This is a genomic window from Ferrovum sp. PN-J185, assembly GCF_001581925.1.
Lineage (GTDB): Bacteria > Pseudomonadota > Gammaproteobacteria > Burkholderiales > Ferrovaceae > PN-J185.
This window is the reverse complement of sequence record NZ_LQZA01000003.1, coordinates 98578-116769: the sequence shown is the minus strand read 5'-3', so window position 1 is coordinate 116769 and position 18192 is coordinate 98578. Positions and strand designations below refer to the sequence as shown.

The following is an 18192-nucleotide window of genomic DNA, read 5'->3' as shown; positions in this document are numbered from 1 at the left end:
ATTATTCTCTATGATAAGGGTGGCCTTGGAGAATTGTATATGAGCGATAGAGTTGTTCGCAAAGTATGGCACGTACCATACCGTGAGGCAGAGTAAAAGGAGATAGTGTTATTGTTAAATTGGCTAATTGTTTGATTGAGTGATGTAGTCCATCAGCGCTACCAATAATAAAATCAATAGATCGACCCAATTCTTCTTCATCTTTGATTAAGGAGGCCAATTGCATGGTGCTGATAGAACGCCCGCGCTCATCGAGTACAACAGTAAGATGGTCCTTTTTGAGAGATTGGGTAATTCTTTTTGCTTCGTTCTCAAGAATTTGTTCTGTGGTACGACCTGAAGTTCTAACTTCTGGTTTTATTTCTATGAGCTCAACAGAAAAGTCTTTAGGGAGTCTACTTAGATATTCTTCTTGAACGAGCGTTACCCAATTGGGCATTTTATTACCTAGAGCAAGAATACGGACTTTCAACTGACTGTCTTCTTTTTACTCAAAGAGGCAGGGGATTGAATAGTCCCTCCCCATAATTCAGATAAATTATAGTACTCACGAATACTAGGTTGCATAATATGTACAATCACACTCCCACAATCTACTAAAATCCATTCGCCACCACTCTCACCTTCTGTTCCATATACGGGAATCTGCTGAAGAGCACATTCTTTTTCAACGTTACGTGCTAGTGCTTTTGTTTGGCGTGTAGAATCTCCGCTTGCTATGATCATAACGTCACACAGCGTTGTCAGTTCTGCAACATGTAATACCTCAATATTTTTAGCCTTAATGTCATCTAAGGCTTTAACGATACATTGGCTAATTTGATCTGGATTCATAATCGCTCATTGGTAGAGATGATGTTGATGTATATAGTGATATACAGAATTAGGTACAACAGATTGAATATCTTTGTGTTGTTGTAAACAGTGTCTAACTGCAGTAGCAGAAATAGGACTTTCTTCAATATTAATGATGCTTAGTTTTCCAGCTGGGTCATTAACGTTTTGAGGATCACTATCATAATGCTTAATGAGTAGTGAACGTAGTTGTGGAGATAACTTATCTTCATTCACAGAGTAATCGGGTCTACAGGCAACAGCTAAGTGACAGTAATTAAGTAATTCTTGCCAATTATGCCACGTTGTTAAATTCAAAAAACTGTCTGCACCAATAACAAACCATAATGGCACAGAGCCACCTTGTTCGGCACGAATTTCTTTCAATGTGTCAATGGTATAAGTTAATCCTTGACGATGAACTTCTCTTTCATCAACTTTAAAATAGGGATAATTAGATAGAGCTAGCTTTACCATAGCCAAACGATGCTGTGCGTCTGCTTGAGGAGTGCGTTGCCAGGGAGATCCAGCTGGTAAAAACCATAGAGTTTCTAGAGCCAATTTATCAATTAACTGTTGGGCCACGCTTAAATGGCCGTTATGTATAGGATCAAATGTGCCTCCAAAATAACCTTGTGCTTTCAAGTGCTTAACCTACTCTAATTTCCCCATGGCCAAAGACCACATATTTTTGGTTGGTTAAGCCTTCTAAGCCTACTGGTCCTCGTGCATGCAATTTGTCAGTAGAAATACCGATTTCTGCACCTAATCCATACTCAAAACCGTCAGCAAAACGCGTTGACGCATTTACCATGACTGAGCTTGAGTCAACCTCTCTTAAAAATTGATTGGCATTAGTCCAGTCGTTAGTAACAATTGCATCGGTATGTTGTGAGCTATAACGGGCTATATGGTCAATGGCTTCACTGATATCAGCCACTATTTTAATTGATAGAACCGGAGCTAGGTATTCTGTAGCCCAATCCTCTTCAGTGGCTGCAATCATGTTAGGAACGAGCTGTCGCGTTAATGTGTCACCTCGACATTCCACTCCTTTTTGCTGATAAATAGTTAATAAAGGAGGTAATATTTGGGCTGCAATATCCTGATGAATCAGAAGCGTTTCCATCGTGTTACAGGTACCATAGCGCTGGGTTTTGGCGTTATCTGCAATGGCTATGGCCATATTCATATCAGCACTTTTATCAATGAAAACATGACAAATACCATCAAGGTGTTTAATAACTGGAATGGTGGCTTCATTAGAAATTCTTTCAATGAGCCCTTTACCGCCTCGAGGAACAATTACATCGATAAATTGATTGAGTTTAATTAGCTCTCCCACAGCGGCTCGATCAGTCGTATTTAAAACTTGAATTGCCTCTGTAGGGAGTTCCGCAAACTTAAGGCCAGCGTGAAGTGCTTTGGCAATTTCTTGATTTGAGTAAAAAGCTTCAGAGCCACCTCTTAAAATACAGGCGTTACCTGATTTCAGGCATAAACCTGCGGCGTCAGCTGTTACGTTAGGTCGTGCTTCGTAAATAATAGCAATGACCCCAAGTGGTACACGCATTTTACCCACTTCAATGCCGGAGGGACGTCTAGCTACATCAGTAATTTCACCAACAGGGTCAGGTAGAGAAGCAATCTGTTCTAATCCTTGCGCCATATTCTCAATACTTTTATGCGTTAGTGTTAAACGATCAATAAAAGACTGTTCTAATCCTTGTTGCAGAGCTTTATTCAGGTCCTGGTGATTGGCTTGTAAAATGTCATCAACATGATTTCTGATTTCTGCTGCGGCAAAACGCAAAGCTGTGTTTTTTGCTGCGGTAGTAGCCTTTGCAACAAAACGAGAGGCTTTTCTCGCATTTTGTCCGAGTTGATTGATAATGGATTTTAATTCGTTTGTGTTCATTGTTTAATGTTATCAGATTGCATGATGTTACGTTTAGATTAAGTTTTTTTAAAACCCCTGACAAATATTAGTCCCCAGTTGGCAATGGCATGCCAAGGATCACCATTTTTAACCCCTTTTATCATTCGATCAATATGGTGTAACTCATGAATAAGCTTAATACCAAGTTGTGCTGAACAATGTTCGATTAGAGAGGGGTAAAATTTATTATGGAGAGGCTTGAGATAGAGTTGGCGAGCGATATCGGGGAAACGTAATCCTTTGTTTTTAAGCTCTAACGTTTTTTCAAGTAAATGAGTTTCTTCATTTAAAGCCCATAAAATCAAAGGTAACGCTTCAGCCTCTGCTTTCAATCCATATAATATCCGTTCAAACTGAATTAAATCACGTTTATATAAAGCAGGCATTAAGTCAAAAACTTGAAAACGCGAGACGTCTACAATAGCGTTTTCAATATCAGAATCTAAAACAGGTCCTTCTGGAAATATTAACCTTAATTTCTGAATTTCTTGATGTGCTGCTAATAAATTTCCTTCCACTTGGTTAGCAATAAACTCAGCACTGTGAGGAGTGATGTTTTGACCTTGTTGTTGAAAGCGCTGTGTAATCCATTGTGCCAAATGAGAACGTTCAATCAAATTACATTGAATTAATAAGCCGTTTTTTTGTAATGTATCAAACCACTTACTTTGTTGTGTTCGATAGTCAATTTTAGGCAAACTGATTATGACAATTGTATCAGGAGGAGGAGAAACACTTAGTTCAGTTAATATCTCTGCACCTGTTGTGCCAGGTTTGCCTGTAGGGATACGTAAATCAATTATTTTCTGGGAGGCAAACAGAGATTGACTCTGACAATTTGCCCTAAAGCTTGGCCAATCAAATCCTGTATCAGCAACATACGTTTCACGAACGTTATAGCCTTTGCTTTTAGCAGACTGAACAATCAAATCAAGTGCTTCTTGAGCCAATAACGGTTCGATACCATGGATAATATTGACTGCTAATAGTTGTTTTTTTAAGTGATTACCCAGTTCATTAGAATCAATACGCATGTGACTTAATGCACCAATTTTGGATTGATCGCAGATAGACGACGCAGCATTTGTAAGACTAAATCTTGACGCATATCATCATTAAGACTTTTTTCTTCCTGCAAGCTAGCGTAGATCTGAGCATCACTGTACTTTAATATGCGTGTTGCAACTAATTGAGTTGGTGGTAATAACTCGTTATCTTCATTGTCTCTAGCACGAAAATTGAGTTTCATATAAAGCGTATATTGAGATACTAATCCTTGCGCATTTAAGCTTAAGATTTGTCTGCTCGGTTGAGGTGGAGAAATACTAACAATCACTTCTGCATCCGCTGGATTTTTAGTAATAGTAAGACCTTCATCCTTGGTGAGTGAGTCAACAACAATACGTTTTATTGACGGATCCAGTGATCCATCAATAAAAATAGTGTGAAAATGAAGCTGCGGTGGTTGACGTAAATGAAAACCGCATGAGGTGAGTATCAATAATGTGAATAGACTGGTAATGAGTAATTTGATTTTCATTCAATTAAATCACAATATTAATTAATTTCCCGGGCACTAAAATTACTTTTTTAATCGCCTTACCATCGATATGTTTTAATACGTTTTCATTTGCCAAAGCTTGGGCTTCTATTTCCTCTTTTGTGGCAGAGGTCGAAACAGGAATTGACCCTCTTAATTTACCATTAACTTGAACAATAAGATCAATATTATTTCTGATCAGGGCTTGTTCATCATGTAATGGCCATGGCGCATCAAAAATACTGTTACCTAGTTGTAAATGGCGCCATAAAGACTCGCATAAATGTGGCGTAATAGGAGCCAGTAGACGAAGCAGTATAGTCAGTCCCTCTTCAGTGAGAGCGTCATCATTCTGCCAAGTTTTGTCTAAAATATTTAAGATTTTCATGGCAGCAGAAGCGACAGTATTAAACTGTTGTTTTTCTAAATCATAATTTGCTTGCTTTAATACAGCATGCAACTCATACCGACTGTCAGTTAATTGCTGCGAGGTGATCAGAGCATGCTGATCTTTTGTCTCTTTAAATTGCACAGCAAAATGCCAAAGACGTTTTAGAAAACGATGGGATCCTGCAACGCCACTATCAGACCACTCTAAGGATTGCTCAGGAGGGCTTGTGAAAATAATAAAGAAGCGAGCAGTGTCTGCGCCGTATTGATCAATTAAAGCTTGTGGATCAACAGTATTGCCTTTTGATTTTGACATCTTAGCACCATCTTTTAACACCATGCCTTGCGTTAATAGACGTTTGAACGGTTCACTGTGAGTTATTAAACCTGCATCACGCATGAGTTTGTTAAAAAAACGTGCATATAGTAAATGAAGAATGGCATGTTCAATCCCTCCCACATATTGATCAACAGGTAGCCAGTAATTAGCGCGTTCATCAAGCATACCTTGGGTCTGATCAGGGCAAGTAAAACGAGCGTAGTACCATGAAGATTCTACAAAGGTATCCATTGTATCGGTTTCACGTTCTGCTCTACCATGGCATTTAGGACAGGTGGTCTCAAAGAAATTGGGATCTTTTTTAATAGGGGAACCCACACCCGTCATTTCAACTTGTTCTGGAAGTACAACGGGTAAGTCTTTATCAGGAACAGGAACATTACCGCAAGTTGGACAATTGATAATGGGGATAGGACAACCCCAATAACGTTGCCTTGAAATACCCCAATCGCGCAGACGATACTGTATTTGTGTTTTGCCGCTTTCTAAGGCTTCTAACACTAAGGCCATTTTATGCCTTGCTTCAGCGCTGGTTCGTCCTGAAAAATCTTCAGAGTTTACAACAATACCATCTTCGCAATAGGCCTCTTGTAGAGGCAATGAAAGCGACTCGTTAAGAGGATTTACTACTACTTTGATAGGTAAGTGGTACTTGTTAGCGAATTCAAAATCTCGTTGATCATGAGCAGGGACAGCCATAACAGCTCCTTCCCCATAGCCCATTAATACATAATTGGCAATCCAAACTGGAATCTTTTCACCGGTTAGGGGATGAATAACAAATAGACCTGTATCAATCCCTTTTTTCTCTTGAGTGGCAAGATCTGCTTCTGCGACACCACCAAGACGACATTCTTCAATAAATTGCGCTACTTGATTATTTGTTTTCGCAGCTATTAAAGCAAGAGGGTGCTCTGCTGCCACTGCCACATAAGTAACGCCATAGAGAGTATCAGCACGGGTTGTAAAGACCTTAAGTTGTTGTGATGAGTCATCGGCATAATTAAATTCAACTACGACTCCTGTCGATTTACCAATCCAATTACGCTGCATGGTTTTAACTTGTTCAGGCCAGCCATCAAGCTGATCAAGCTCAGCTAATAACTCCTCTGCGTAGTCAGTAATCTTGAGGTAGTACATCGGGATTTCACGTTTTTCAACTAACGCACCAGAGCGCCAGCCACGCCCATCAATAACTTGTTCGTTAGCTAAAACGGTTTCGTCTACAGGATCCCAATTCACAGTACCTGTTTTACGGTAAATGAGACCTTTTTCAAAAAGACGAATGAATAACCACTGCTCCCAGCGGTAATAGTCAGGTTTACAGGTAGCAATCTCTCGTTGCCAATCAATGGCAAGCCCTAAAGATTTTAACTGAGCTTTCATGGCTTCTATGTTTTGATAGGTCCACTGAGCAGGGGCAACCTGATTTTTTAGAGCAGCATTTTCTGCTGGAAGACCAAACGCATCCCACCCCATTGGTTGTAATACGTTAAATCCTTTCATTTTATGAGAACGAGCAAGCACATCCCCGATGGTGTAGTTTCTTACGTGACCCATGTGTAGCTTTCCTGATGGGTAGGGAAACATAGACAAACAGTAGTATTTCGGTTTGTCTGACTGTTCGTTTGCTCGATGAGTATGTTGTTCGTCCCACTCATTCTGAAGCTGTTTCTCTATTAGCGTTGGGTTGTATTGCTCATTCATGGAAATAATCGATCCGCAAACAAAAAAAGATAATTATACCAATTCACGGGCTGATTCTCATGACCATCTGTTTAACCTAAAAGGGGGTTGTTAATTGGCGGGTGACCTTAACCATTCAGTGTTTAGTTGTGACTCATAAAAAAAAGAAAAATATTTCTATTCAGTAGAGCTGATAAGCCAACGTATAATGTTAAGTTAGTAATTTATATGAGAAGGGTAGTCATGGAGTTGTTGTCAGGTTTAAATCAAGAGCAAGCACAAGCTGTCACATTAAATTCGGGTTCCGCATTGATTTTAGCAGGAGCGGGAAGCGGAAAAACTCGGGTGCTAACAACTCGTATGGCGTGGCTAATTCAAAATTCAATGGTTTCTCCTCACGGTATTTTAGCGGTGACTTTTACTAATAAAGCCGCAAAAGAAATGCTCACCCGTCTTTCTGCGCTGTTACCGATTAACACGCGAGGAATGTGGGTGGGCACCTTCCATGGTCTATGCCACCGTTTATTACGTACGCACGCTCAAGAGGCTAACCTTCCTCCTTTATTTCAAATATTGGATAGCCAAGACCAGTTGTCTGCTATCAAAAGATTGTTGAGATCTATGGGGGTGAATGAAGAACAGTACCCACCCAAACAAATCCAACAGTTTATAAACAGTAATAAAGAAGAGGGTAGGCGGGCTCAAGAGGCGTCAGTTTATGATGCTATAACCCGATCAATGCGTGACATTTATGCTCAATATGAAAGTCAATGCCAACAGGAAGGGGTTGTTGATTTTGCCGAATTGTTATTGCGGAGCGTTGAGTTACTGAAACGTAATACGGTATTAAGAGAGCATTATCAACAAAGGTTTATGCATATTTTAGTAGATGAGTTTCAAGATACCAATCGCTTGCAGTACCTGTGGCTAAAGCTGTTAGCAGGGGAGCATGCTTCAGTGTTTGCTGTAGGTGATGATGATCAGTCCATTTATGGTTTTCGTGGTGCGGAAGTGGCAAATATGCGCCAATTTGAAACCGATTTTGGGCAACCAGTAGTGATTAGATTAGAGCAAAACTACCGTTCCTTTGGCAATATCTTAGATGCGGCAAATGCTTTAATTAAAAATAACCAAGGCCGTATGGGAAAAAATCTGTGGACAGAGGCAGGGGCAGGAGAACCGATTAGAATTTATGAGGCGCCAACTGATCAAGATGAAGCGCGTTTTATTGTTGAAAATGTTAAAGAATTAAGTGCGACAGGAACAGCTCTCTCAGATATGGCCATTTTATATCGTTCAAATGCCCAATCTAGGGTATTAGAGCAAATGCTGTTTGCTTCAGGAGTAAGTTATCGTGTGTATGGTGGGTTACGTTTTTTTGAGCGTATGGAAATCAAGCATGCGTTAGCTTATTTGCGATTGGTCGCTAATCAAAATGATGATGGTTCTTTTTTACGTGTTGTGAATTTTCCGCCAAGAGGTATTGGTCCTAAGTCTATTGAGATTATTCAGTCGTCTGCAGTGCAGCGCTCTATGAGTTTATTTCAAGCGTCTTCAGCCATTGAGATGACAGGGAAAGCAGGAACTGGATTAATGCAGTTTGTCAGTCGCATAGAGCGTTGGCGAGAAATGGCTCAGGAAGTCAGTTTGGCTGAGCTGATAGCTATGGTGATTGAAGAAAGTGGATTGGTTAGTCATTTCAAGCAAGAAAAAGAAGGACTTGATCGAGTAGAAAACTTAGAGGAGTTGGTGGCTGCAGCTAATGGTTTTGATCATCAAACCGATTTGGATGATTTATCAGCTTTTCTCTCTCACGCCAGTCTTGAGGCTGGGGATCATGAGGCAGAGGTGGGATCTGATGCCTTACAGTTAATGACTGTTCATGCTGCAAAAGGTCTTGAGTTTAACGTGGTATTTGTTAGTGGTTTGGAAGAAGGCCTTTTCCCCCATGACAATGCACTTAATGACGCAACAGGGTGTGAAGAAGAGAGAAGATTAATGTATGTGGCTATTACACGAGCACGCCAGAGACTCACTTTAACGCGCGCAGAGAGTAGGATGCTTCATGGTCAAGTAAGATATGGCATGCGTTCGCGTTTTATTGAGGAAATTCCTGAGTCTTTGTGTAAATATCTAACGCCAAAAAAGAAAGTGGACTCCTTTTTTAGCTTTCCTTCAAGTCAAAGTACCGCATCGCTATCTCAAAATCAGTTTTCTACCCCTAAGTCCTCTAACCCTTACCGAGTTGGACAAAATGTAACGCATGCCAAGTTTGGTCCGGGTGTTATTTTGACTGTGGAGGGAAGTGGAGAAGAGGGGCGCGTGCAAGTAAACTTTAGGGAAGTGGGGGTCAAATGGTTGGCTTTAGCTTATGCTAAGTTAAGCGTTGGTTAAGTTCTGCTAAAATAGAATGCAAATTGGCTAAAAGGGAGAAGCGCCATGTTTAAAACAATTCTAACGTTGAGCTTGTTAGTGCTTACTATCTCTACGTATGCTCAAAACGGTGACCCAGCTAAAGGAAAGGTCGTTGCTTCAGGAGTATGTTATGCCTGTCACGGTCTTGATGGGGTGAGTCCTATCCCAACCCAGCCCCATTTGGCTGGACAAGTTGAAGAGTATATAGTGAAGCAACTTGAGAACATGAAGTCGATTAATGGCGCTCCTCCTGAGCGTGAGAACTTAGTCATGTCAGGGATTGTCCCAACCCTCAGTGATGCAGATATGAAAAATGTTGCCGCTTGGTATGCTGAACAAAAACCAAATTTGGCTTCAGCTCACAGCAAGCAGTCTGTGGCGGTGGGTGAACATCTTTGGCGTGCAGGTGATACGGTAAGAGGGATTCCCGCATGTGCCAGTTGTCATGGTCCAACAGGGGCAGGTGTACCTAGTCAGTATCCTAGGCTTGCTGGACAGTACCAAGAGTATACGGAAACACAGCTACTTCATTTTAAAAGCGGTACAAGACACAATTCGGCAATTATGATGGCCATTGCCTCACGTTTAAGTAATGATGAAATTAAAGCACTCGCTGACTTCACGGCGGGTTTAAGGTAACTGGATATATTGATGAGTCAAAAAATACAAGGAATGGCTCTTTTGGGCCTGTGGGTGATTGTTGTGTTCTTGACATTAAGACACACTCCCTTAGCGTTGGATGAAGGTGCTGCAAAAGCACTGTTACTTGATTGGTCCATCGGCGATCAGGTAGCAAGTTCTGTTGTCACATTGGGTTTACCAGACTTGCGTGTTCTAACTTGGATTCCTTTAGGTTTTCTATGGCCAGGTCAGGTTATGGCTGCCAAAATAGTTACCTTGCTATTATTTACTCATGCTATTTACTTGCTATTTAAATGGCATCAATCAAACAAACAAGAGGAAACCGCTTTATTGGCTTGCGGTCTAGCTTTAATTGCTTCATTAACGCTACAACAAATTGACCAATTAAATCCAGGATTAATGCTCTTTGTGAGTATGGTTTATCTAGCCTATTTGGATCGCAATTACCGTTTAGCACCACGTCTTTTTGGGGGTAACTTTTTTGCTCAGTTAATACTCATTTTATTTGCTACATCCTTGCACCCTATGGGAATTGCTTTGGGGCTCTCTCTTTTCTATGGGTGGTATAAAGAGGGGTCCTTAGGAAAACTACATCAAAGAAGTTTTCTGGTGGGCTCCTTAATCACAGTGATATTTGGTATTTTGTTAAGATGGGGATGGAGGGAAATTAACTTTGGTTTAAATCCTTTTCCCGGAGCAGCGAGTGTTTTTCTCGGACATCCCATAGATGTAGTCCTTAATTTAAAAGTGGCTCTATTGGGTTTGTTAGCCATGTTTTTGGTTTTATTGTTTTTAGTATCGGATCGTAAAAATATTGCTCAAAATATCCTCTCTCGTTCCTTAGCCATTGCAGTAGTAATTGGTGTTGTTTCGGGTGACTTTAACTGGGGATATATTCTTTTAATGTTTATTCTCAACGTAGGCTTTCCATGGATTTTGAAGCCAAGAGAAGCGCTTTTACAACATGGTTTTTTTATTCAACGCGGATGGTTATGGATTGTGTTACTTATCGTAAGTACTTCGTACTTGTACACTGACCGCAATCACTATTTCTTAGTAAAGAATAACTTATTATCTAATCAAGACCAGCTTATTCAAACGCTTTCAGATGATATTGATTTGATAAGAAAGATTTCAGATCAGAAAAGTGTTCCTATGCCAAAAATTCGCGTTGCCAGCCAATGGCCCGCTCGTACAATGATTGCTTGTCGATGTGATGTGTTACCTCTACCACCTGCGACAGCCAAACCAGAGCAAGAATTGGCTTTGATAAAGGGGATTACACATATTGTATTTGTCCCTAATGAGAATAAAAATCTTGCTTTAACGCAGAACTTGTCAATGTTAGGGGATCGTGTTGCGACGGTATCTTTGCAACCTGGTGGGGTTATTTTGCACGTTAAACAAGGTGATAAATAACAATGGATTTTAAAGAAATTCTTGTCTACATTGTAGTGGGCTGTAGTTCACTATTTCTCTCTGCCTATACCGTTCATATGGTGGTTGGTGGTGTTGTGGAAGAGAAGACTGAATATTCCCTAATGGGGATAATGTGCTTGCTGGTTGCCGCGGCGATTAGTTATATGGCTTGGGATGTGTATAAAAAAAGAAAAAACAAGCGTTAAGCTTTTATAAATACTTTAGTTAATGCGTCATATTCTTTTTCAAGAATAAACTGTCCTTTATGAAACACAAATTGTTGTAAACGCCCAGTACCGTCAATACCTGACAGACCAACACTTTTACCTGATAGATCTCTAAAAAATTTAACTTGTTTTATCAACTCAATAGACTGACCGCTTCTTAATTTTATATTGACCCACTTTCCATCAAGATTAACTTCTAACGCAATTGGCGACTTAGGCAAGATCATCAATCTTGTTTTAAGTATTCTATTTGTTCCTGCTATAGCAAAAAAGCTACCTAAAAAAAGGAGTAGATAACTTAAATAAGGGTTGTTTTGAAACCAAAAACTTGCTGATAGTCCTAATAGGGCAGCAACGGTAGGGATGTAGAGCATTAAGTCCCAGATTAATCCTTGTTTATCTTGATGTAGAGTAAAGGCTTTTTTTGACACGTTAATTCTTTGCGTTATTTTGTTTTGGTAACATTTTCTGGATAGCAGCATCCATTTCCGTCATTAACATAGGCCCTGGTTGTTCATAGCGAACAATGCCTTTACCGTCAATAAAGAAATTCCAAGGATCTCCCATAACTTGATAGGCTTTAAAGGCATCAGGATTTTCATATTGATCCATATGCAAAAATATTACTTGCCCCTGATACTTATCAAGCAATGCTTTTACCTCTTGTAACTGACGGTCACATACCGTGCAGTGACCAGGGGTAGCAAATTCGAGCATGATAGGTTTACCGGTTGATAAAGCCTGATCAAGCGAATATTGATACATTCTTTTATCCGGTTGTCTGTAGGTGGTAATTCTCGCCATATCACCACCTACATCTTGTAAAGTTTTAGTTCTAATTTTAGGGGCTTCAGAGCCAACATGAAGACGGCTTGTGGGCGTACAAGCCGTTATCGACAATGTAGATACAGCAGCAATAAATGATAATGCAATAGCTTTTTTCATGGTTGTCGTATTTTTATATAACTGATAATTATGAGTTAACTAAATTACCAGTTGAAAAACTTGAAGAACGAGATTGTTCAACTTTATTATCTGGTGCGACAACATAATCCGGTCCATTTTTACCAGTTTTAAAAATGTTATAACCCCAAATAATATTTGCCAACAATACTAAGGTACCAAAAAAACCTACCCCAGCCATAAGATGGTTAACCATTTGTTCACTGTGTGCATCGGGCGTATAACCACCTATTGAACCGGCTAAGGTAAATAGTACAACCATTCCCATCAAGCCAACGTTATGGATCCAAAAGTGAATTTTTACTAGTTTTAAGCTATAAATAGGACGGTTAACAAGACGTGGGATAAAGTAGTAAATAGCTCCAAAAATAGCCATCTCTACCCACCCCAATAAATTGATGTGTCCATGTGCAAGAAGAATTAATTTGCCATGCGGAGCATAATCAACAAAGTTTCTTAATGCAGGGATTCCACCCATAATGGCACCCCATGAAAATCCAATGATCGCGTAAGTAACGCAAGCATAAACAAATAACAATGTATAACGTGTATAAACTGGATTATAAATCTCAGCGTGATAAGGACGAGCAGTAGTCATTTTTATTTATCTCCTATTATTTTGCGGGTGGCTCTCCAGCTTCTATTCTAAGGTCTTTATGTTCAGATTTCCAGTTTTTAGGAGCCCAAATTTTAACCATTTCATCAACAAATCCAGAACGTTCAGGCATTGGCATTGGGGAATCTGCTGCACCTTGTCTTGCTTTTAATTCAGATAAGAAAGTAGCCAGGTCGTTCAATTCATTAGCAGGTAAATTAGCAACATACGCAGCTTCTTTGAATGGTCCATGATCGATAGTTTTTGCATCATAGGTAGCTTCAGGTTTATGTAAAAAGTTGATTAAGTATGTAAATGTTCTTTTCGTACCCACTCCATCTAAATCAACACCATTATTGGTTCCATTGCGAACGGCCCGATGACAACTTGTACAACCCCGATCACGAAACAAAACAGAGCCTCTAAGACCTGCTTCGGTGAAATTAAAGGAGTCGTTTATTTGATACATCGGATGTTTTAATTTTGATCTATAAATTTCAAGACCAACAAAACTGACAATCGCAAAGATTGCGATAAGCCCAATAATGCCAAATAAAACCTTTTCACCAATTCTAAATTTACTTGTTGCCATATTTATCTCTTTTAAAAAAAAACCCGCACTTTAAAGGGCGGGTTTTGTACTCATTAATCCAATAAAGAATTACTGTGTTTTTGGACTAAATGAGGTGTAATCGCTACCACCTTGAGTAGTACGAGGTGCTGTTGATAAATAAGTGGCTGCATCAAGAATATCTTGGTCAGTCAAGTTTTTAGCAATAGCTCTCATCATACCTAAAGGATCATTGGCACGGCTACCATCTCTCCAATTATGTAATTGGTTAACTAAATAAGTAAATTTTTGTTGACCAATAACTGGGAACATAGGTGGAGCACCGCGGCCATTGTAACCATGGCATGAAACACAGGCAGAAACTTTATTTTCTACACCATACTTAACGAGAATCTCACCCTTGTAACGAACACCCACAGGCTGTCCACTAGCTTTGAGTTCTTTCACGTCGGATAGTTCCGGTGTGGTGTTTAAGGTATTAACGTAGGCTGCAATATCTTTTCTTTCTTGTGGAGTTAACTGACTAGCAAAATAAGGCATAACAGCACCTGCACCTTGTGGTACACGTCTACCCTCAGCAAGATCAGTTAATTGTTTAACAATATAAGGATAACCAAGGTTAGCTAAACGTGGTGCACCCATGGCTTCAGTTCCCCAACCTGTTGGACCATGACAGGTCATACAAGCAACAACAGGACCCTTACCATTCATGAAAATCTGTTTTCCATTGGCGGGGTTTCCATCCATTGGAACACCTTCAGCCATAGCAATACTAGATACTAATGTTGAAGCTACTGCCAGCGCTAAACTAGCTTTTTTTAATGACTTATACATTTACCCCCCCAAGTGTCAAAGGCATTGTTAGTTTTAAATACATACTTCTTTGGTTTTTTTAAAATCGGTACTTGATACGAGAATAACCCAAAAAAAATATCAGATCAATAACTTAATTGGAATTAGTTTTTAAGAATCGTATTAAATTGTAACAAAGTTCAAATTATTTAAATTGAATGCAAACAAACGTTTGACAACAATTTTTTTTAGAGATACGCTAAACACATGTCAGTTATTCAAACGACTGGTCTGTCGCATGCATATGCGAAATATAAAGTTTGAAAACTGGTTTAATTAATCATCAAGTTTTAGGGGGAATACCAAATGGAAGAGATTAAACACTCACGTCGTCAACTTTTGAAGATGGGTTCAATTGCTTTGGTTGCAGCACCTTTAGTTGGTTTTTCAACTGGTGCATCTGCTAAACAAAACACAGCTGTGCGCGCAGCTTTGCATTTTCAAAACAAACCTAATGGCGCAAAACACTGTGCCGTATGTATGAACTTCTTACCAAACAAAGCTAACTTGGATCACAGTGGTTGTAAATTGTATCCAGGCGATGACGAAATTTGCCCAAATTGCTATTGCAACGGCTTCGTTCAAAAAGCTGGTTAATAGTTGTAAAAAACAAGGCGGGGTGCATTGCACGCCGCCTTTTGTTTCTCTGAAAATAATAAGAAAAATAAATTACTCGTAAAGTTTTAATAAGTTAATCTGATAACTAATGTTTTTAAGTGCGTATACAAGAAAAAATGTTTTTTGCTGCAAAGCAAAAAAATAAAAAATAACCCAATTTGCACTATAAACAAATTTTATCGTTAATGCAAGTGTTTCTTAGAATAAAAAAGTTTTTTGCGTTGCAAAAATACAACTGACGCTTACATTGGTCTAATCTTGGAGGAGGAGATTGGCGTGATTATAAAAAAATATTATTCGTTTTATCGTTAATGGCCCTAGTGGGCGCTTCATATTCAATAAACGCTGAGCCATTTAAAGCTGGAGGAGCGCCTGGCACTCAAACAATTGATGGCTATAACGCATTAGGTCCGCAAGTAGAACAGCCAATAGAGTTTCCGCATTACACTCACGCTAATGTGATGAAAATAAATTGTATGTATTGTCATACCTATGCCAGAAGAAGTGCTGTTTCAGGCATTCCTAGATTAGATAAGTGTATTGGTTGTCACAAAATGATTCCAGAGGTGCGGGATCGACCAAGAATTAAGAAGTTATTTTGGTATTGGGATAATCACAAATCCATTCCCTGGAAAAAAGTACATGATCTTCCAGACTTTGTTCGATTTAATCATGAGCGGCATATTCAACGATTCTATTTCCAAGACAAACGTCCTGTAAGAGAGGTGTGTGGATACTGTCATGGTGATGTTGCAAATATGACAACGGCAAGAAGGGTTAAAGCAATTTCAATGGGATGGTGTATTGATTGTCATAAGAAAGATCATCAAATCAGTGCCGTTAATTTAAAAACAACAAATGGTCCTAATGATTGCTGGATGTGTCACAAATAAATAAAGCAATGCTAAAAGGCCAACAGTATTTGGGAGGGGAAAATGGCTACTGAAAAAAAACCAGTTGTAGATCGAAGAGATTTTCTAAAAGTATTAGGTATTAGTGGTGCGGCAGCAACTTTAGCGGGTTGCGGAAACACATCTATTGAGTCAGGGGTAGAAAAAGTACAGTCTTATGTACAACCTGAAGATTTTGTGGTTCCTGGTAATAGTGTGTTTTATGCTTCTACATGTACTCAGTGTCAGTCAAACTGCGGCATTATGGGTAGGGTGAGAGAGGGGAGAGTACTTAAATTAGAAGGTAATCCCAACTCGATTATCAGTAAAGGTAAAATTTGTGGATTAGGTCAAGCGAGTATTCAGGTTCAATATAATCCTGATCGACTAACAACCCCAATGATTAGAGATGGTGAAAGTCTTGTTCCAGCTACGTGGGATCAGGCTATTAAAGTCATCAATCAAGGATTGGGTAAAGATAGTCAGATTTCAGGAGATGAAATTATCTTTTTAACAAATGGTGTGAGTGGCCACCAAAAAGTTTTGATTGATAATTTTCTAGAAAGCTACAATTCAAAAAATCATATAGCCTACGAGGCTCTATCAAATCGAGTGGGCGAAACGGTTAGAGAAAATCTGTATGGTTACAGTAATCCTGTTCAAAAGGTAAAAGATGCTAAATTAATCGTGTCATTTGGTAATGATTTTCTAGGTTCAGGTGTATCCCCTGTGTTTATGGCTACACAGTATGCCCAATTTAGAAAAGCACCCAGAGGTACATTAATTCAAATTGAACCTAGAATGACCTTGACAGGTGGTAATGCTGATCGTTGGTACCCAATTCGTCCTGGTACTGAAGGCGTGTTTGCTTTGGGCCTTGCTAATGCCTTAGTTCAACATCCTGAATACGATAAAACCGTGCCAGAAGAATTGAAGTTGGCACTCAAAGCATATGACAAATATACCGTTGGAGAAATTACAGGTATTAATCCTGATGCGATAGGTCATGTGGTTGCTATGATGTGGGAGAAAAGTCCTACATTAGTTTTATCTGGTGCGACGGCTGAAGGACATAAGCAGGGATATCAAAATGCTTACGCAATAGAGTTATTGAATGTTATTTTAGGAAATGTTGGTAAAACAGTCACCCCGCCAACAGAAAATCCTTTTCCTCAAATGAATCCGATTAACGCAAGTTACCAATCTCTAGTTAATCTAGATAATCAACTAAATACAAAAAAAACAAAAGCCATGTTGATTATGGGTGTCAATCCAATCTATACAGGCCCCTCATTTGTAGATATTAAAAACAAATTCAAAAATGTTTCTTTGAAAATTGCCATGGTAACTCAGTTAGATGAAACCGCTGAGATGTGTGATGTGGTTTTACCTTTATTGTCACCAGTAGAAGAGTTTGGTACTCACGTTGCTAGTTATCAGCCAGAAGGGATTGAAATTAGCATACAACAACCACTCATGGAAAAACTACATCCACATACGAAGAGTTTTGGTGATGTACTATTAGTACTATTGAAAGAACGTGATCCAAAAAACTATAGTAAATATCCAGATTATTATTCATATATTAGAGAAGCTGTAGTGAAGTCAAAACCTGTCTTCAAGTCATCTATGACAGACGACGAATTTTGGGACAGCGCTTTGATGAATGGTGTTTTACATGTTCCGCCGAAAGAGGCAGAGTTCACTAAAATTAAGCTAAATACGGCAGATTTACCTAAAGCAGAAAATAAACCTCTTGATGTAAATTATCCTTTTTATTTTGTTCCTTCAATAAAAGCAGATTTACGTGATGGGAAGCACGCTAATTTACCTTGGTTACAGGAGTCACCAGATCCAATGACAACGGTAGTTTGGGATTCGTGGGTCGAAATACATCCTAAAACTGCAGAAGAGATGCAAATACGTGAAGGCGATATTTTGGAAGTGAAATCATCCATGGGGTCGTTAATGGCTAAAGCCTACTTATTCCCAGGAATACAACCTAATACGATATCCATTCCCTTTGGTCAGGGGCATAGCTCTTATGGTAGATATGCAAATAATCGTGGCGTTAACCCATTCAAAATTATCAACCCTATAACCGATGAAAAAACAGGTGAATTAGCGTTATTTGCTACACGGGTACAAATTATTAAAACAGGTAATAAAGAAAAAGTAGTTAAAGACGAAGGACCTACCACGCTTCAACAAGGTAGAAAACTTGTCGTTACTATGGCCGCAGATCAAGCTGAATTAAGTAAGGAGGTGTAA

At 39.3% G+C, this 18192-nt stretch carries 19 protein-coding genes; 7 read left to right on the top strand and 12 right to left on the bottom strand.

Annotation, left to right across the window (positions count from 1 at the left end):
• Window position 1 precedes the first annotated feature (1 nt).
• From rlmH to leuS, 7 genes are read right to left on the bottom strand one after another with little or no spacing between them, the layout of a single operon-like run.
• The gene (gene rlmH / locus FV185_RS06660; RefSeq protein ID WP_197457811.1) at window positions 2-439 is read right to left on the bottom strand and encodes a 23S rRNA (pseudouridine(1915)-N(3))-methyltransferase RlmH; all 438 of its coding nucleotides are present in this window, start codon (window positions 437-439) and stop codon (window positions 2-4) included.
• A gap of 29 nt (window positions 440-468) precedes the next feature.
• Complete coding sequence (rsfS, locus tag FV185_RS06655) at window positions 469-834, bottom strand: ribosome silencing factor (protein ID WP_067495412.1); 366 nt, start codon at window positions 832-834, stop codon at window positions 469-471.
• A gap of 6 nt (window positions 835-840) precedes the next feature.
• The gene (nadD, locus tag FV185_RS06650) at window positions 841-1479 is read right to left on the bottom strand and encodes a nicotinate-nucleotide adenylyltransferase (RefSeq protein ID WP_067495409.1); all 639 of its coding nucleotides are present in this window, start codon (window positions 1477-1479) and stop codon (window positions 841-843) included.
• Window positions 1480-1483: 4 nt separating this feature from the next.
• Window positions 1484-2752, bottom strand: a complete 1269-nt coding sequence (locus FV185_RS06645) for a glutamate-5-semialdehyde dehydrogenase (RefSeq protein WP_067495406.1) — start codon at window positions 2750-2752, stop codon at window positions 1484-1486.
• Window positions 2753-2790: 38 nt separating this feature from the next.
• Entirely contained in the window at window positions 2791-3807 is a 1017-nt protein-coding gene (holA, locus tag FV185_RS06640; protein WP_067495404.1) for a DNA polymerase III subunit delta, read from the bottom strand.
• Window positions 3808-3812: 5 nt separating this feature from the next.
• Entirely contained in the window at window positions 3813-4313 is a 501-nt protein-coding gene (locus FV185_RS06635) for an LPS-assembly lipoprotein LptE (protein WP_067495401.1), read from the bottom strand.
• 4 nt (window positions 4314-4317) lie between these two features.
• Window positions 4318-6750, bottom strand: a complete 2433-nt coding sequence (gene leuS / locus FV185_RS06630; protein WP_067495398.1) for a leucine--tRNA ligase — start codon at window positions 6748-6750, stop codon at window positions 4318-4320.
• Between the two features lie 207 nt (window positions 6751-6957).
• On the opposite strand from leuS, the gene uvrD reads away from it, so the two are divergent.
• From uvrD to FV185_RS06610, 4 genes are read left to right on the top strand one after another with little or no spacing between them, the layout of a single operon-like run.
• A complete protein-coding gene (gene uvrD / locus FV185_RS06625) occupies window positions 6958-9123 on the top strand; it encodes a DNA helicase II (RefSeq protein ID WP_067495395.1) in 2166 nt (721 codons plus the stop codon).
• A 45-nt stretch (window positions 9124-9168) separates the two neighbouring features.
• Window positions 9169-9783 carry a c-type cytochrome gene (locus tag FV185_RS06620; RefSeq protein ID WP_067495391.1) on the top strand — a complete coding sequence of 205 codons (615 nt, stop codon included), beginning with the start codon at window positions 9169-9171 and terminating at the stop codon, window positions 9781-9783.
• 12 nt (window positions 9784-9795) lie between these two features.
• Window positions 9796-11205 carry a hypothetical protein gene (locus tag FV185_RS06615; RefSeq protein WP_067495388.1) on the top strand — a complete coding sequence of 470 codons (1410 nt, stop codon included), beginning with the start codon at window positions 9796-9798 and terminating at the stop codon, window positions 11203-11205.
• A 2-nt stretch (window positions 11206-11207) separates the two neighbouring features.
• Window positions 11208-11411, top strand: coding sequence for a hypothetical protein (locus FV185_RS06610; protein ID WP_067495381.1), 204 nt, complete (start codon window positions 11208-11210; stop codon window positions 11409-11411).
• Here the strand turns inward: FV185_RS06610 and FV185_RS06605 are convergent.
• The 5 genes from FV185_RS06605 to FV185_RS06585 form a co-directional block, all read right to left on the bottom strand.
• Complete coding sequence (locus FV185_RS06605; RefSeq protein ID WP_067495378.1) at window positions 11408-11863, bottom strand: hypothetical protein; 456 nt, start codon at window positions 11861-11863, stop codon at window positions 11408-11410. The genes FV185_RS06610 and FV185_RS06605 overlap by 4 nt on opposite strands.
• A 1-nt stretch (window position 11864) precedes the next feature.
• Window positions 11865-12377 (bottom strand): TlpA family protein disulfide reductase, encoded by a 513-nt coding sequence (locus tag FV185_RS06600; protein ID WP_067495369.1) that lies wholly within the window; start codon window positions 12375-12377, stop codon window positions 11865-11867.
• Window positions 12378-12405: 28 nt separating this feature from the next.
• Window positions 12406-12993 carry a cbb3-type cytochrome c oxidase subunit I gene (locus FV185_RS06595; RefSeq protein ID WP_067495366.1) on the bottom strand — a complete coding sequence of 196 codons (588 nt, stop codon included), beginning with the start codon at window positions 12991-12993 and terminating at the stop codon, window positions 12406-12408.
• A 16-nt stretch (window positions 12994-13009) separates the two neighbouring features.
• Window positions 13010-13582, bottom strand: a complete 573-nt coding sequence (locus FV185_RS06590; RefSeq protein WP_067495363.1) for a c-type cytochrome — start codon at window positions 13580-13582, stop codon at window positions 13010-13012.
• A 69-nt stretch (window positions 13583-13651) separates the two neighbouring features.
• Window positions 13652-14395: a c-type cytochrome gene (locus tag FV185_RS06585; protein ID WP_067495361.1), complete on the bottom strand. Its 744-nt coding sequence runs from the start codon at window positions 14393-14395 to the stop codon at window positions 13652-13654.
• Between the two features lie 324 nt (window positions 14396-14719).
• Here FV185_RS06585 and FV185_RS06580 point away from each other — a divergent pair, with 324 nt between their 5' ends.
• From FV185_RS06580 to FV185_RS06570, 3 genes are all read left to right on the top strand, one after another.
• Window positions 14720-15010 carry a hypothetical protein gene (locus tag FV185_RS06580; RefSeq protein ID WP_067495359.1) on the top strand — a complete coding sequence of 97 codons (291 nt, stop codon included), beginning with the start codon at window positions 14720-14722 and terminating at the stop codon, window positions 15008-15010.
• 332 nt (window positions 15011-15342) lie between these two features.
• Window positions 15343-15924, top strand: coding sequence for a cytochrome c3 family protein (locus FV185_RS06575; protein WP_156474200.1), 582 nt, complete (start codon window positions 15343-15345; stop codon window positions 15922-15924).
• 42 nt (window positions 15925-15966) lie between these two features.
• Entirely contained in the window at window positions 15967-18192 is a 2226-nt protein-coding gene (locus FV185_RS06570; RefSeq protein ID WP_067495355.1) for a molybdopterin-dependent oxidoreductase, read from the top strand.